Below are 13,692 nucleotides of genomic sequence, written 5' to 3' on the forward strand. Positions count from 1 at the left end.
CGCGTCCCCCGGGGCAGGGAACCGAAATTGTACCTAACATCATAATAAGAATGGAGTGGCTTGTCAATGTTTATAGGCCGGGCAAATCAGGGTGGGCACAGGGCTGAAGGAGGAAAGGGGAGAGGGCAGACCAAAAAGCTGACTAAGCTGTCCGTTTGCTCGGTGACCGGGAGGGGCAGGCGGTTGTGGGCCAGAATATCCTTGAGGACGGAGGCATGGGGATGATGGTTTTTATTTGAGGACGCCGCAGAAGCAATGTAAAACATACATGCGGGAAGATGGGAGAGGTCTGTGTTGTAGTTATATCGGGAGCCGTGGTGGGGGAGCTGAAGGCAGCCGATGTCGGCCATGTAAGAATCATACGCATGGGCAAGCTCTTGATAGAGGGGAGGCTTGCTGGCTTCATAGTCCCCGGTGTAGAGACAACCGCTGGGATAGGAAGAAACACAGCACTGGGACTGTGAGCAGTGGCTGGAGCATTGACGCAGGTTGACTGCAAGGTTGGGGGAGAGCGGAACCTGCGCATATTGGCTGCTTTGGGAGGAGGAGAGGAGGGTCATGGAATTGGTATTAAAGGTGTTGGGGACCTGGTGGTAGGCCTGCCTCAGATCGGCGTAGGAGATGGTGCCGTCTTCCAGTCCTTCTGCCAACTCCTCAGGGGAGTAGTCCCGGTGGAAGATCTTCCGCAGTGCGGAGCGAAGAATGGCCAAGCGGGTATCCTGTTGGAAGTTGAAGGGGAGATAGAGCCAGTCATCGAGATCTTTGTCCCCACCGGGTAGGATGATGTGGGACACAGTTTCCCCAGAGGGAAGAGAGATGGCATCCAGGTTACTGGAAAGGTCGGGCTGGCGGTAGTCCCTGATTTGGTAGAGGGTGGGAGTGTAGTCCAGATCCAGTTCCCCAAAGGCCTGGTAGGGATTTGTGAGGAAGGAGGTAAGAAAGGGCGTTGTCGGGCCATTGGGAGCTACCAGGTCCCGGAGCAGGAGAAGCTGCCGGTGTTCCTGTGTCAGCAGAGGGAAGAAGAGGTTTTTGACCCGATAGTGGGTCAGGAGAAAGGGAAGACCGTTGATATGGTCTGCATGAAGGTGGGAGATAAAAACCGCGTCAATCACGCTCCCGGGGACAAATGTTTGCTGGATCTGCCGGCGAAGGAGGGAAAGAGAGGTTTGAGAGCCGCAGTCGTACACGACATTGATTTGACCGAAGGACCCGGAAAACTGTTCCGTATAGAAGGCGCCTTGTCCCACGGGGAGGAAACTTCGTATCATTTCCATAACGGGATTCTCCCTTCCATTTTAATCTGTCAGTGGTGTGCCTGGGTTTTGGCAATTGGACAGCGACAAAATAGGAGTTATTTCGAGGTGGAAAGAATAAAAAAACGAGTGTCTTCACAGCTAATTTCATGCTGTAAAAACACTCGTTGTGGTGCGCGAGGCGGGAGTCGAACCCGCACGCCCTTGCGAGCACTGGCACCTGAAGCCAGCGAGTCTACCAATTCCACCACTCGCGCATCCCTATTGTTTTGCGCCGTTTCGTTCAGCGCAAGAGAGATATTACCATAGTTCGACGAAAGTGTCAAGAGTAAAATTAAAAAAATACAAAAAATTCTGTGGGGATGGTATGGGAAGGGCCGGGGGAAAATATGGTTGACAAGAAGGCGGTCTCATGATACCCTAAAGGCCAAAGTAAGGGAGTAGTCGGCGCATGGGCGCGGAACGGTCAACATACTGGAGAAGATGCCTCTCCTGGCCGGTCCTGAAATGATGAGACTTACCTGTCCGGTGGGACAGGTGGGTCTTTTTTTCTTGCCCTGCTCCCCAGAGGAGGAGTAAACTGTGAGTCTTTTTGAGCTATTGATCCTTGCCATCGGTTTATCCATGGATGCCTTTGCCGTGTCCGTCTGTAAGGGACTGTCCGTTCCCAGGACCCGGATATCCCACAGCCTGATTTGCGGGGCTTATTTTGGGGCGTTTCAGGCTCTAATGCCGCTGATCGGCTGGGCACTGGGAGTACAGTTCCAAAGCCTGATCACCTCGGTGGACCACTGGATCGCTTTCGTGCTGCTGGGCGCCATCGGAATCAACATGATTCGGGAGTCCCAGGAGGAAGAGGCATGTATGGACGCATCCTTTGCTCCGGGGGCTATGCTGCCCCTGGCTGTGGCCACCAGCATTGATGCCCTGGCGGTTGGGGTGACCTTTGCCTTTTTGAAGGTGGAGATCGGCTGGGCCGTGCTATTTATTGGGGTGACCACTTTTATCACGTCTGCCTTTGGAGTGCGGGTAGGGGCGCTGTTCGGTGCCCGTTTTCAGAGCAAAGCAGAACTGGCTGGCGGAGTGATTCTGGTACTGATAGGCGTAAAGATCCTGCTGGAGCATCTGGGGATTCTGGGGTAAAAGAAGTTCGGTGTTTTCCCCGTTGTGGCGGGACGTGTCATTACAGCAGCTTACTGTCCGGGGACAGGGGGAGAGGCGGCTTATGGCTTTGCACAAACTGAACCCATTCCTGTCCCAGTCGGGAGAGACGCTGTCCACGGTTCCAGACTAAGACGTACTCTACATGGCGGGCTGGCTGGGTGATGGTTTTGGAACATACCAACTGGCTTGGAGTAAGTGTGGTCTGGGGAAAAATGCTGATGCCGACCCCCTGCTCGGCCAGGGCCACCGCGTCCACATAGTTGGACATCTCACATAAAATGTCCGGCTCCGCGCCGATGGCGGTAAACCACTGCCGAATGGCCTCTACCCGGGACTTCCGGGTGGGTACAATGAGGGGCTGTCCCACCAGCTGGGCAAGGGAAATTTGAGTTCCTTCCTGATGGGCCAGAGGGTGGTCTTGGGGGATGATGGCGACCCAGGGCTCACAGCCCACGGAAAAGCCCTCCAGGTGCTCGGTGTCATAGGGGGCGGCAATGATGGCCAGGTCGGCCAGACCCTTGTGAAGCCGCTCCAATACCTCGTCACCGCTGCCGTTCCACAGGCTGTACCGAACCAAAGGGTACTGGGCACGGAAGCCCGCGATCCATTGGGCGCATAGATAGGGGGCACGCCCTTCCACCATGGCCAGGTAGATGGTCCCGCCCATCCCCTTGCTCTGACTGGCCAGCTCCTGGCGTGTCATGTCGGTCAAATCTAAAATTTGAGTGGCCCGGCGCAGCAGCAGGCTGCCCTCCTCGGTGAGCCGGAGCCGGCGCTTGCCCCGAATAAACAGAGGAACTCCCAGCTCCTGTTCCAGCTGGTGGATCTGGGTACTGAGAGGGGGCTGACTCATATTCAAGACCTCGGCGGCCTTTGTGATATTTAATTCTTGGGCCACCACAGTGAAATAGTGGAGGGTACGCAGTTCCACAAAGCATCACCTCTAGCTCTTATCATACGAAAAAAATATGATAAAAGCAATAATATATGTATTTTATTTTTATTGAGGGATGTGATAGGATAGAGTCATCCAAGGAAATCCCTCCCTCTTTGTGTGATCCATCCATCATACAAAGAAATGATTACAGCCCGAACAGACACTCCTCTCCGTCCGTTCGGGCTGTTTTTATAAAGATTACTTTGGATGAGAAAAGGAAAAGGACCCCTGGCGGCGTTTGCCGCCAGGGGTCCTTACATGGATGAGAAAGGGGGAAGCTTACTTCAGCTCGACCTTGGCGCCGGCCTCTTCCAGCTTCTTCTTCATCTCCTCGGCCTCGTCCTTGGAGACAGCCTCCTTCAGAGCCTTGGGAGCGCCCTCGACAACAGCCTTGGCCTCAGCCAGACCCAGACCGGTGATCTCGCGGACAGCCTTGATGACCTTGATCTTGGCAGCGGCGTCGAAGCCAGCCAGAACCACGTCAAACTCGGTCTTCTCCTCAGCAGCCTCAGCAGCGGCGCCAGCGCCAGCAGCGGGAGCAGCCATAGCAGCGGCGGACACGCCGAACTCCTCCTCCAGAGCTTTCACCAGCTCGGACAGCTCCAGAACGGTCAGAGCCTTCACTTCCTCAATGAGAGCAGTAATCTTCTCACTAGCCATGATTAAATACCTCCTAAAAATGGTTTGATTTTAAATAAATTTGATTGCTCCATGTAAGAGCGGTTGGTGCCGAACTTATTCGGCGGCGGGAGCCTCCTCGGCAGTGGGAGCGGCCTCCTCGGCGGGGGCAGCCTCGCCGTCCTTCTCGGCAATAGCCTTCAGGACGATAGCCAGGCTGGTGATGGGGGCCAGCATCATGCCCAGAGCCTGGGCCTGCAGGGTCTCCTTGGAAGGCAGTTCAGCCAGGGCGGTGATCTCCTCCAGGGAGAGGACCTTGCCGTCCATAAAGCCGCCCTTGATGACAAACTTGCCATTGAGCTGCTTGGCGAACTTGTTGACCACACGCATGGGAGCGATGGGGTCGCCGGCGCTGGTGGCCAGAGAGGTGGTGCCGTTCAGGACGTCATCCAGCTCGTTGAGGCCGACGTTGTTCATAGCGAAGCGGGCCAGAGTGTTCTTGACCACGCCGTACTGCACGTCGTTCTTGCGCAGCTCGACACGCAGAGCGGTATCCTCGGCCACGGTAATGCCCTTGTAGTCCACCAGCACGCCGCTGGAAGCGTTCTGCAGCTGCTCGGTGAGGGCGGCCACGATGGCCTGCTTCTCAGAAAGAACCTTTGCGTTAGGCATTTTTGGATTCACCTCCAGAAAATAAGAAATCCTCCGCGTCAAAGGACAGGAGGACAGTACAATCAAAAGTATTCTTTTGAAAGCACTCTCGGCAGGACTTACGTCCGGCAAACCGGACACCTGCTGTCTTTGAACGCAAGTGGTATTTTATCACCCCGGACAGGCTTTGTCAAGCAAAACCTGTCCGGGAGGGATAAATAAAGGGAAAAATCAGGGATTCGGCGCTTGGATGTCACGCCTCGCCTGCTCGCAACGCACGGCTTCCCTCCGACTCGGCGCACAAACGGCCGGGTCTTTGCCCGTCCTGGTTTGTACGCCTCGCTTCAGTCCATCTGTGCTGTTCGCAACGGCTCGGGCGCTTCTGTGTCACGCCTCGGTCCCCTCGCGGGCGGGTTGCTAAGCCCTTCGACTGCGCCGACAAACAGGCGGGTATTCTCCCCCCTGGTTTGCCGGCATTCGCTTCGGTCTTAGCGCCCCTGCTCGGGGATTCGGCGCTTCTTAGGCCAGCTTAGCGCCGTTGATCTTGATGCCGGGGCCCATGGTGGAAGCCACGGTGCAGCTCTTGATATACTGGCCCTTGGCAGCGGCGGGCTTGGCCTTGATAATGGCGCCCATGATGGCGTTGAAGTTCTCAGAGAGCTTCTCAGCGCCGAAGGAAACCTTGCCGATGGGGCAGTGGATGATGTTGGTCTTGTCCAGACGGTACTCCACCTTACCGGCCTTGATCTCGTTGACGGCCTTGGTCACGTCCATGGTGACGGTGCCGGCCTTGGGGGAGGGCATCAGGCCCTTGGGGCCCAGAACCTTACCCAGACGGCCCACAACGCCCATCATATCGGGGGTGGCGACGACCACATCAAAGTCGAACCAGTTTTCCTTCTGGATCTTCTCCACCAGGTCCATCTCGCCTACGTAGTCAGCGCCGGCGGCACGGGCCTCGTCGGCCTTGGCGGCCTTGGCGAAGACCAGCACGCGCTGGGTCTTACCGGTGCCGTGGGGCAGCACGATGGCGCCGCGGACCTGCTGGTCGGCGTGACGGGAGTCAACGCCCAGCTTCACGTGGAGCTCTACGGTCTCGTCAAACTTGGCCTTGGCGGTCTCCACGACCAGGCCCATAGCCTCGTTGGTGTCATACAGGGTGTTCTTGTCGAACTTCTTTACGCTGTCCTGATACTTCTTGCCTCTAAACATTTCTGTACCCTCCTTACTCGCCCACGACGACGCCCATGGAGCGGGCAGTACCGGCGATCATGCTCATGGCGGCCTCGACGCTGGCGGCGTTCAGGTCAGGCATCTTGGTCTCGGCGATCTTGCGCACGTCTTCCTTGCTGATGGTGGCCACCTTGGTCTTGTTGGGCACACCGGAGCCGGACTCGATGTTGCAGGCCTTCTTGATGAGGACGGCGGCAGGGGGGGTCTTGGTGACGAAGGTAAAGGAGCGGTCGGCGTACACGGTGATGATGACGGGGATGATCATGCCCACGTCGTTCTTGGTGCGCTCGTTAAACTCCTTGGTGAAGGCGGCAATGTTCACACCGTGCTGGCCCAGAGCAGGACCAACAGGGGGGGCGGGAGTCGCCTTGCCGGCGGGGATTTGAAGCTTTACATATCCAGTTACTTTCTGTGCCACGGAAGAGCACCTCCATTAGAAAAATGTGGTTGTTTGGGGCCGGATGGCCCATTTGGCGGAACGGACGCAGGCCGTTCCTCCCACGTTGTGCGGTCTTAAGCAGACCGCGGGACAACATGCGGGGAGATTACTGGTTGGCAGGCTCCACCTGGTCCAGCTCCAGTTCCACGGGGGTCTCCCGTCCGAACATGGACACGACCACGCGGACCTTGCTGCGCTCCAGGTCGATCTCCTCCACGGTGCCCAGGAAGGATTCCAGGGCGCCGTCGGTGATGCGGACGGTGTCGCCCTCCTGGTAGCCGACCACCACCTCGCGCTTTTCCACGCCCAGGGCGGCTACGTCGGCCTCAGACAGGGGGATGGCCTTGTTGCCCTCACCCAGAAAACCGGTGACGCCGCGGATGTTGCGTACCACGTGCCAGGTCTCGTCGTTCATGACCATCTTCACCAGCACGTAGCCGGGGAACACTTTCCGTTCCACGTCCTTGGGGCCGTTGTCGGTAATCTCGGTGACCGTCTCCATGGGGATGCTAATCTCATGGATCAGGTCCCGCATGTTGCGGTTTTCTACATACTTTTCGATGGTGGCCTTCACCGTATTCTCGTAGCCGGAATAGGTGTGTACCACATACCAATTCGCATTGTCCGCCATTTCGCTTACCTCAGGAAGGTGAGCAGTACATCAATGGCGCTGCCGGCAATAAAGTCAAAGATCCAGATAAAAATGCCGACCACAATGACACAGGCGATGACGATCAGGGTGTTGTTGATGGTCTGCTTGCGGGTGGGCCACTGGACCTTTTTCAGCTCGCTCTTCATTTCCTTGAGCCACTTGCCGATGCGGGCAAAGATGCCGGGCTTCTTCTGCTTGTCGGCCTTTTTGTCCTTTTTGGCCTTGTCGGCCTTGTCGGAGCCAGCCTGGGTGGTCTGCTCCAGCTTTTCGTTTTCAGCCATTTGCCTTACCCTTCTTTCCTTTCAGCCTGATAGCACCCATTACTTGGTCTCATTGTGGACCGTGTGCTTTCTGCAGAAGGGGCAGTACTTGTTCAGCTCCAGGCGATCGGGGGTATTCTTCTTGTTCTTCATGGTGTTGTAGTTTCTCTGCTTGCACTCAGAGCACCGCAGGGTGATCTTGATGCGAGCGCCGGCCTTGCTTGCCATTTGTTCGGCACCTCCTTTTGATGTGGCGGCGCCCGGGGGCGCCGATTGAAATGGACCAGATGGGGCGCCGTGACAAAACAAAACGCCGGGTCCAGCCCAAAAGCAGCCGGATCCAGCGTGAAAAGACGCAATGCTTGCGTCTGACGCTACGGTGAGACCCGGCAAATTGCCTCCCTGTGTCCGCCTAGACGGAGGAAGGGGGCCGCACGTCAAACACCGTAAAAATGCGCACGACAAAAAAGCCCCTTTCACAGGTAGAGTCACTATATCACAACCTTCCCGAGTCCGTCAATACCTTTTTTCTTTTTTTGGTGTAAAAACTCGGTAAAAAAGCAGGGGAAATGGGTAAAATCTTTGTATTGTCGAGAAAAGGAGAGGGGAAATCCGTTGCAATCCCGGAAAAGGTATGATATACTCCTTCCCAAATACATACCCATAAGTGGATGTATTCAAACCTGAAAACAAAATTTTAAGAAGAAAGCAGAGTTGATTTTTCCAAGATGGAACTTGACAGTGCCAGTATAGGCATGATCGTCGCGCTGATTATTCTGGTGGCTATGTCGGCCTATTTCTCCGCCACCGAGACCGCATTTACCTCCCTAAACCGCATCCGCCTGCGGACCAAGGCGGACGCCGGCAGCGTCCGGGCCGCCAAGACCCTGGAGCTGGCGGAGGAGTACGACAAGCTGCTGTCCACCATCCTCATCGGCAACAATATCGTCAACAACGTGGCCACCACCGTGGGCGCCGTGCTCTTTATTAAATTGATCGACGCGGAGCGGGGTCCCGCCGTGTCGGCCACCGTGCTCACCATCATAATTCTAATTTTCGGCGAGGTCTCCCCTAAGAGCCTGGCCAAGGAGAATCCGGAGAGCTGGGCCATGTTCTCCGCTCCCCTGCTCAAGCTGTTCCTCATCATTCTCACCCCCGCCAACTTCCTGTTCACCCAGTGGAAGCGGCTGCTGGGCCGGGTGTTCCGGAATCAGGGGGAGGACGGCATCACCGAGGAGGAACTGGTGGGCATGGTGGACCAGGCGGAGACGGAGGGCGGTCTGGACGAGCACGAGAGCGACCTCATCCGCAACGCCATCGAGTTCAACGACCTGGAAGTTTCGGAAATCCTCACCCCACGGGTGGACCTGGTGGCCGCCGAGGAGGAGAGCACCATGGAGGAGGTAGCGGCCCTCTTTGTGGAGAGCGGCTACTCCCGCATCCCCATCTACCACGAGACCATTGACAACATCGTGGGCGTGGTCCACGAGAAGGACTTCTACGCCGCCCGCTACCGTGGGGAGACCATGCTGAAGAACCTGAAGGCCCCCGTGTTCTACACCACCGGAAACACCAAGATCTCCGAGCTGCTGCGCATCCTGCAGAAAAACAAGGCGCACATGGCAGTGGTGGTGGATGAGTATGGCGGTACCGAGGGCATTGCCACTCTGGAGGATATCCTGGAGGAGCTGGTGGGCGAGATCTGGGATGAGCACGACGAAGTCATTGAGACCTTCCAGAAGCAGACGGACGGCAGCTACCTCATCGCCTGTTCCGCCGATCTGGATGATATGTACGATCTGTTTCAGGTCAAGGGCATCTGTGACGCCGCCACCGTCTCCGGCTGGGTGATGGAGCGGGTGGGCCGGGTGCCGGAGGTGGGAGACCACTTCCAGGCCGAAGGGCTGGACGTCACTGTCACCCGGGTGGAGCACCGCCGGGTGCTGGAGATCCGGGTCCGCACCCTGGAGGAGAACGAAGGGGAGACATAATCAGCCGTCAAATCCAGCGCGCGGTCCATGCTTTGGTATGGACCGCGCGTTTTTTTGCGATGTCGGGCGGGGAGGCTAAGGGCTTTTCCAGCGGTCCCACAGGGCCAGAAGGCCCCGCACAGCCCCGCCGGCCAGCAGAGCGGACAGCACCCCGCTGAAGACCGCCACCCAGGGCTCGGCGTTGGGCACCAGGCCCCGCCGCACCTGGAAGCAGAAGACGAGTGCGGCAGCCAGAGCGGAAATCAAATGTTTGTACATAGCAGGGCACTCCTTTCCAAAGGATCCGGGGGAGAAGTTACGGCTCCGCCAGAGCGGCCACAGCCCACAGTCCGTCGTCCCGCTGGACGTACAGCTGGTTGCCGTCCCCACTCTGGAACAGGGCGCAGCCCACATACTCCTCCCGGTCGGTGCTGGGGGAGGGGGCGTCGGGATAGAGGGCGGAGAGCTGACCCAGGGGAGAAGACCCGGCGGGAAGCTCTGATACGGTTTCTCCGGTGAGGCAGTAGACCTGGTTGGCCAGGAAGATAGTGCCCGCCTCCTGGGGTTCCACGGTGCCTGCGGCGCTGCCGCTGCCGTTTCCTCCGGCGGCGCCGTCCGGGGAGGTGCCGGTGCTGGGGGCGCTGCCGCCGGCGGAGGTGCTGGCCGAGCCGGAGGAGCCTCCTCCCATGCCCAAGTGAGTGACGAGGTAGCCCGCAGTGAGGAGGAGTGCCAGACAAGCGGCCATGGACACCCAGCGCCGGGCCTGGGTCAGGAGGGAGGGCCTGGGAGCAGCGGGCTGAAGGGCCTCCTCCACTAGGTCATCGTCCAATAGGCCCATGGCCTGGAGCAAAAATTCAGCGTTCATAGGGCGATCCCCTCCTGTTCCAGAGCGGTTTTCAGACGCTGACGGGTGCGGTGGAGGCGGGATTTGACCTGCCCCTCCGTCAGGCCAAAGCGGGCGCGCAGCTCTCCCATGGAGTTTAGGTGGAAGTACCGGCCCACAAAGAGCTTCCGGTCCAGCTCTGTTTGGGTGCGGAGAAAGGCGGAGATGATCGCCGCCGTCTCAGAGGCGTTCAACTGATCCTCCGGGGTGCGGCGGTCGGGCAGACAGCCCTCCAGCTCCTGGAGGGCCACCTCCACCATGCCGCCGCCCCGCTTGGCCGCCCGGTTTTTCCGCCAGCGGTCCAGGGACAGGTTCCGGGTGAGCTTGGCAAAAAAGGCGGAGAGGATGCCGGGACGCTGGGGGGGCATGGCGTTCCAGGCGTGGAACCAGGTGTCGTTGACACACTCCTCTGCGTCCTCCTCGATGGTGAGGATGTTTCGGGCGATGGTGCGGCAGTAGGGGCCGTATTTCAGGTCGCTCTCGGCGATGGCCTGCTGGGAGCGGGCCCAGTACAGGGCGATAATCTGGTGATCCTCCAAGACTATGACCTCCTTTTGGCATGAGGGGGATCGTTCTGGAAATATAGACGGAAACTCCCACCCGGGGTTGCGCCTGGGCGGGAGTTTTTTAAAAGAATTTATGCCAGAGGCTCAAAGTCAGAGGCGGGGTGCTTGCACCAGGGACAGATGAAGTCCTCGGGCAGGAAATCTCCCTCATAGACGTAGCCACAGACCACACATACCCAGCGCTTCTTGGCAGTGGGGGCGGCGGGAGCGGCCTGGGGCTTGGGCTTGATGTTGGCCTGGTAATAGGTGTAGGTGACGCTGGGGACGGAGTTGAGCAGGTCCCCATCCTCCACATCAGCTAAAAACAGGGTGTGGGTGCCCAGATCCAGAGTGGACACCACCTTGCAGCTCAGCCAGGCGCAGGCGCCCTGGGTCACTCGCAGAATGCCGTTGTCCCCCCGGACGGCGTGCTCCTGGTAGCCGTCAAACTTATCCACATCCCGGCCGGACTGGAAGCCGAAGCGCTGGAACAGGGAGAAGGGGGCCTCCTGGGACAGAATGGACAGGGTAAACTGGCCGGTGGCCAGCACCATGTCGTGGGTCAGATTGCTTTTGTTTACCGCAATGGTGATGCGGTTGGGCGATTCCGTTACCTGGCAGGCGGTGTTGATAATGCAGCCGTTGTCCTTGTCTCCCTGGCGGGCGGTGAGGACAAACAGGCCATAGGTCAGGGCGTACATAGCCTTGGAATTTTTCATAAATGCTCCTCCTTCATTTGCGGATGCAGCTTGCTGTCTCCAGCATACCACAGAGAGAGACAGAAGTCCAGAAAAATAAGAATCATTCTCATTTATTTTTCTCCTATCTCAGTTTACCCCAAAGAAGAAAAATGGACCGGCCGGGAAGTTATTTCCAGGCCGGTCCAAAACATGTTGGATAAAAAACGTTTACTTTTTCGCCTTGGTGTCCACAACTTCCCGGAGCATGGCGGCGAAGGCATCAAAGGACATAGCGCCCAAGTCGCCTTCGGAGCGGTGGCGGACAGAGACAGTGTTATTTTCCATATCCCGGTCGCCCACCACCAGCATATAGGGGACCTTGTCCAGCTGGGCTTCGCGGATCTTCTTGCCAATTTTTTCGTTGCGGTAGTCCACTTCCACCCGGAAGCCCTGGTCGGAGAGCTGACCGGCCAAGGTGGCGCAGTAGTCGGCGGCGCGGTCGGTGACGGGGAGGAAGCGGACCTGCTCGGGGGCAATCCAGGTGGGCAGGGCGCCAGCATACTCCTCGATGAGGTAGGCCAGGGTGCGCTCGTAGCAGCCCATGGAGGTGCGGTGGATGATGTAGGGCAGCTTCTTTTCCCCATTTTCATCGATATAGTACATGCCGAACTTCTCGGCCAGGAGCATGTCGATCTGGATGGTGACCAGAGTGTCCTCCTTGCCGTAGACGTTCTTGTACTGGATGTCCAGCTTGGGGCCGTAGAAGGCGGCCTCGTCGATGCCCACGGTGTACTCCACGTTCAGATCCTTCAGGATCTGAGCCATGACCCGCTGGGCCTCCTCCCACTGCTCGGCGGTACCCTCATACTTGTTGTTGGGGTTGGCGGGATCCCACTGGGAGAAGCGGAAGGTGCACTTGTCCAGCAGACCCAGGGTATCCAGACAGTACTTGGCCAGGTCCAGGCAGCCCTTGAACTCCTCCTCCAGCTGGTCGGGGCGGAGGATCAGGTGACCTTCAGAGATGGTGAACTGGCGCACACGGATCAGGCCGTGCATTTCGCCGGAGTCCTCGTTGCGGAAGAGGGTAGAGGTCTCGCCCAGGCGCATGGGCAGCTCCCGGTAGGAGCGCTGGCGGTTGAGGAAGACCTGGTACTGGAAGGGGCAGGTCATAGGCCGCAGGGCAAAACACTCCTTGGTCTCGTCGTAGGGGTCGCCCAGGATGAACATGCCGTCCAGATAGTGGTCCCAGTGGCCGGAGATCTTGTACAGGTCCCGCTTGGCCATCAGGGGGGTCTTGGTCAGCAGGTAGCCCCGCTTCTGCTCGGTGTCCTCGATCCAGCGCTGCAGCAGCTGGACCACCCGGGCGCCCTTGGGCAACAGCACAGGCAGACCCTGGCCGATCACATCTACCGTGGTGAAGTACTCCAGCTCCCGGCCCAGCTTGTTGTGGTCCCGCTTGAGGGCCTCGGCCTGTTTGGAGAGATACTCGTCCAGCTCATCTTTCTTGGGGAAGGCCACGCCGTAGATGCGCTGGAGCATTTTCCGGCTGGAGTCGCCCCGCCAGTAGGCGCCGGTGGCGCTGGTGAGCTTGATGGCGTTGCCCTTGATCCGGCCGGTGGAGTCCAGGTGGGGACCGGCGCACAGGTCGGTAAAGTCGCCCTGCTTGTAGAAGGAGATGACGGCGTCCTCAGGCAGGTCGTTGATGAGCTCCACCTTGTAGGGCTCCTCCTTCTCCTCCATCAGCTTGAGAGCCTCGGCCCGGGGCAGCTCAAAGCGCTCCAGCTTCAGCTTCTCCTTGCAGATCTTCCGCATTTCCCCCTCCAGGGCCTCTAAATCCTCGGGAGTAAAGGGACGGGGGGTATCGAAGTCGTAGTAAAATCCGTTCTCAATGGCGGGGCCGATGGCCAGCTTCACGTCGGGATGCAGGCGCTTCATGGCCTGGGCCAGCACGTGGGAGCAGGTGTGCCAATAGGTTTTGCGGTACTCGGGATTTTCAAAGGTAAATTCGTTTTTCAGTTCTTCTGACATAATTGATAACCTCCTCGCATGTCGGACTCGGGGGCGGGGGGCATAAAAAAACGCCCCACCCCTGATGGTATGTCAGGGGTGAAGCGGATGAGGCTCCACGGTTCCACCCTGCTTGCAAGAGTCGTTTGGGCTGCTGCGCGCCGCAAAACAGACGAAACGAAATCACTTGCCGCTTTGTGACCGCTGTAACGGGCGGGCCCGTCCCGGTTATGTCCCGGGCAGCTCAAGAGTGGTACGGCTGACGGCATCCGCAGGACACTTGCAGCAGGTTGTGTCCCTCTCTGGGCGGAGCATAGGCAGTCGCGTCTCTATCCATGCCGATTTTACGCCTGCCACTATATCACCTCCCTGGGCGGTTGTCAAGGGGGGTGGGGGTGGG

General features: G+C 58.3%; 16 protein-coding genes and 1 tRNA gene. 2 read left to right on the forward strand and 15 right to left on the reverse strand.

What is annotated here, in order from left to right; genetic code table 11:
- Positions 1 to 86: 86 nt before the first annotated feature.
- Complete coding sequence (locus tag B5E43_RS10045; RefSeq protein ID WP_087396337.1) at positions 87 to 1,274, reverse strand: MBL fold metallo-hydrolase; 1,188 nt, start codon at positions 1,272 to 1,274, stop codon at positions 87 to 89.
- A gap of 149 nt (positions 1,275 to 1,423) precedes the next feature.
- Positions 1,424 to 1,510, reverse strand: a tRNA-Leu gene (locus B5E43_RS10050).
- A 325-nt stretch (positions 1,511 to 1,835) separates the two neighbouring features.
- Here B5E43_RS10050 and B5E43_RS10055 point away from each other — a divergent pair.
- On the forward strand, positions 1,836 to 2,396 hold the full coding sequence (locus B5E43_RS10055) for a manganese efflux pump MntP family protein (RefSeq protein WP_087396339.1): 561 nt from the start codon (positions 1,836 to 1,838) through the stop codon (positions 2,394 to 2,396).
- A 40-nt stretch (positions 2,397 to 2,436) separates the two neighbouring features.
- Here the strand turns inward: B5E43_RS10055 and B5E43_RS10060 are convergent, their stop codons facing one another.
- The 8 genes from B5E43_RS10060 to rpmG form a co-directional block, all read right to left on the reverse strand.
- Positions 2,437 to 3,348, reverse strand: a complete 912-nt coding sequence (locus B5E43_RS10060; protein WP_087396341.1) for a LysR family transcriptional regulator — start codon at positions 3,346 to 3,348, stop codon at positions 2,437 to 2,439.
- A 285-nt stretch (positions 3,349 to 3,633) separates the two neighbouring features.
- Positions 3,634 to 4,014: a 50S ribosomal protein L7/L12 gene (gene rplL, locus B5E43_RS10065; protein WP_087396343.1), complete on the reverse strand. Its 381-nt coding sequence runs from the start codon at positions 4,012 to 4,014 to the stop codon at positions 3,634 to 3,636.
- 75 nt (positions 4,015 to 4,089) lie between these two features.
- Positions 4,090 to 4,644 carry a 50S ribosomal protein L10 gene (gene rplJ, locus B5E43_RS10070; RefSeq protein ID WP_087396345.1) on the reverse strand — a complete coding sequence of 185 codons (555 nt, stop codon included), beginning with the start codon at positions 4,642 to 4,644 and terminating at the stop codon, positions 4,090 to 4,092.
- A 498-nt stretch (positions 4,645 to 5,142) separates the two neighbouring features.
- Complete coding sequence (gene rplA, locus B5E43_RS10075; RefSeq protein ID WP_087396347.1) at positions 5,143 to 5,835, reverse strand: 50S ribosomal protein L1; 693 nt, start codon at positions 5,833 to 5,835, stop codon at positions 5,143 to 5,145.
- 13 nt (positions 5,836 to 5,848) lie between these two features.
- Positions 5,849 to 6,274: a 50S ribosomal protein L11 gene (rplK, locus tag B5E43_RS10080; protein ID WP_087396349.1), complete on the reverse strand. Its 426-nt coding sequence runs from the start codon at positions 6,272 to 6,274 to the stop codon at positions 5,849 to 5,851.
- A gap of 127 nt (positions 6,275 to 6,401) precedes the next feature.
- The gene (nusG, locus tag B5E43_RS10085; RefSeq protein WP_087396351.1) at positions 6,402 to 6,926 is read right to left on the reverse strand and encodes a transcription termination/antitermination protein NusG; all 525 of its coding nucleotides are present in this window, start codon (positions 6,924 to 6,926) and stop codon (positions 6,402 to 6,404) included.
- 5 nt (positions 6,927 to 6,931) lie between these two features.
- Positions 6,932 to 7,228 carry a preprotein translocase subunit SecE gene (secE, locus tag B5E43_RS10090; protein ID WP_087396353.1) on the reverse strand — a complete coding sequence of 99 codons (297 nt, stop codon included), beginning with the start codon at positions 7,226 to 7,228 and terminating at the stop codon, positions 6,932 to 6,934.
- Between the two features lie 39 nt (positions 7,229 to 7,267).
- Entirely contained in the window at positions 7,268 to 7,435 is a 168-nt protein-coding gene (gene rpmG / locus B5E43_RS10095) for a 50S ribosomal protein L33 (RefSeq protein WP_008980220.1), read from the reverse strand.
- A 500-nt stretch (positions 7,436 to 7,935) separates the two neighbouring features.
- Between rpmG and B5E43_RS10100 the strand changes: the two genes are divergently transcribed.
- Entirely contained in the window at positions 7,936 to 9,198 is a 1,263-nt protein-coding gene (locus tag B5E43_RS10100; RefSeq protein WP_087396354.1) for a hemolysin family protein, read from the forward strand.
- A gap of 75 nt (positions 9,199 to 9,273) precedes the next feature.
- Here the strand turns inward: B5E43_RS10100 and B5E43_RS10105 are convergent, their stop codons facing one another.
- The 5 genes from B5E43_RS10105 to thrS all read right to left on the reverse strand — a co-directional run bounded on the left by B5E43_RS10105 (position 9,274) and on the right by thrS (position 13,313).
- Positions 9,274 to 9,456, reverse strand: coding sequence for a hypothetical protein (locus B5E43_RS10105; protein WP_087396356.1), 183 nt, complete (start codon positions 9,454 to 9,456; stop codon positions 9,274 to 9,276).
- Positions 9,457 to 9,493: 37 nt separating this feature from the next.
- Positions 9,494 to 10,042 carry a hypothetical protein gene (locus B5E43_RS10110; protein WP_087396357.1) on the reverse strand — a complete coding sequence of 183 codons (549 nt, stop codon included), beginning with the start codon at positions 10,040 to 10,042 and terminating at the stop codon, positions 9,494 to 9,496.
- Positions 10,039 to 10,599, reverse strand: a complete 561-nt coding sequence (locus tag B5E43_RS10115) for a sigma-70 family RNA polymerase sigma factor (RefSeq protein WP_087396359.1) — start codon at positions 10,597 to 10,599, stop codon at positions 10,039 to 10,041. The genes B5E43_RS10110 and B5E43_RS10115 overlap by 4 nt, the downstream gene beginning before the upstream one ends.
- Before the next feature lie 98 nt (positions 10,600 to 10,697).
- Positions 10,698 to 11,324 (reverse strand): flavin reductase, encoded by a 627-nt coding sequence (locus B5E43_RS10120; RefSeq protein ID WP_087396361.1) that lies wholly within the window; start codon positions 11,322 to 11,324, stop codon positions 10,698 to 10,700.
- 189 nt (positions 11,325 to 11,513) lie between these two features.
- Positions 11,514 to 13,313 (reverse strand): threonine--tRNA ligase, encoded by a 1,800-nt coding sequence (thrS, locus tag B5E43_RS10125; RefSeq protein WP_087396363.1) that lies wholly within the window; start codon positions 13,311 to 13,313, stop codon positions 11,514 to 11,516.
- Positions 13,314 to 13,692 lie beyond the last annotated feature (379 nt).

The organism is Flavonifractor sp. An100 (genome assembly GCF_002161175.1).
GTDB lineage: Bacteria > Bacillota > Clostridia > Oscillospirales > Oscillospiraceae > Lawsonibacter.

Excerpts from the sequence above, each read along its gene's own strand:
- B5E43_RS10045 (WP_087396337.1), bottom strand. The coding sequence starts at position 1,274 with ATGGAAATGATACGAAGTTTCCTCCCCGTGGGACAAGGCGCCTTCTAT.
- rplL (WP_087396343.1), bottom strand. The coding sequence starts at position 4,014 with ATGGCTAGTGAGAAGATTACTGCTCTCATTGAGGAAGTGAAGGCTCTG.
- rplJ (WP_087396345.1), bottom strand. The coding sequence starts at position 4,644 with ATGCCTAACGCAAAGGTTCTTTCTGAGAAGCAGGCCATCGTGGCCGCC.
- rplA (WP_087396347.1), bottom strand. The coding sequence starts at position 5,835 with ATGTTTAGAGGCAAGAAGTATCAGGACAGCGTAAAGAAGTTCGACAAG.
- nusG (WP_087396351.1), bottom strand. The coding sequence starts at position 6,926 with ATGGCGGACAATGCGAATTGGTATGTGGTACACACCTATTCCGGCTAC.
- secE (WP_087396353.1), bottom strand. The coding sequence starts at position 7,228 with ATGGCTGAAAACGAAAAGCTGGAGCAGACCACCCAGGCTGGCTCCGAC.
- rpmG (WP_008980220.1), bottom strand. The coding sequence starts at position 7,435 with ATGGCAAGCAAGGCCGGCGCTCGCATCAAGATCACCCTGCGGTGCTCT.
- B5E43_RS10100 (WP_087396354.1), top strand. The coding sequence starts at position 7,936 with ATGGAACTTGACAGTGCCAGTATAGGCATGATCGTCGCGCTGATTATT.
- B5E43_RS10105 (WP_087396356.1), bottom strand. The coding sequence starts at position 9,456 with ATGTACAAACATTTGATTTCCGCTCTGGCTGCCGCACTCGTCTTCTGC.
- B5E43_RS10110 (WP_087396357.1), bottom strand. The coding sequence starts at position 10,042 with ATGAACGCTGAATTTTTGCTCCAGGCCATGGGCCTATTGGACGATGAC.
- B5E43_RS10120 (WP_087396361.1), bottom strand. The coding sequence starts at position 11,324 with ATGAAAAATTCCAAGGCTATGTACGCCCTGACCTATGGCCTGTTTGTC.
- thrS (WP_087396363.1), bottom strand. The coding sequence starts at position 13,313 with ATGTCAGAAGAACTGAAAAACGAATTTACCTTTGAAAATCCCGAGTAC.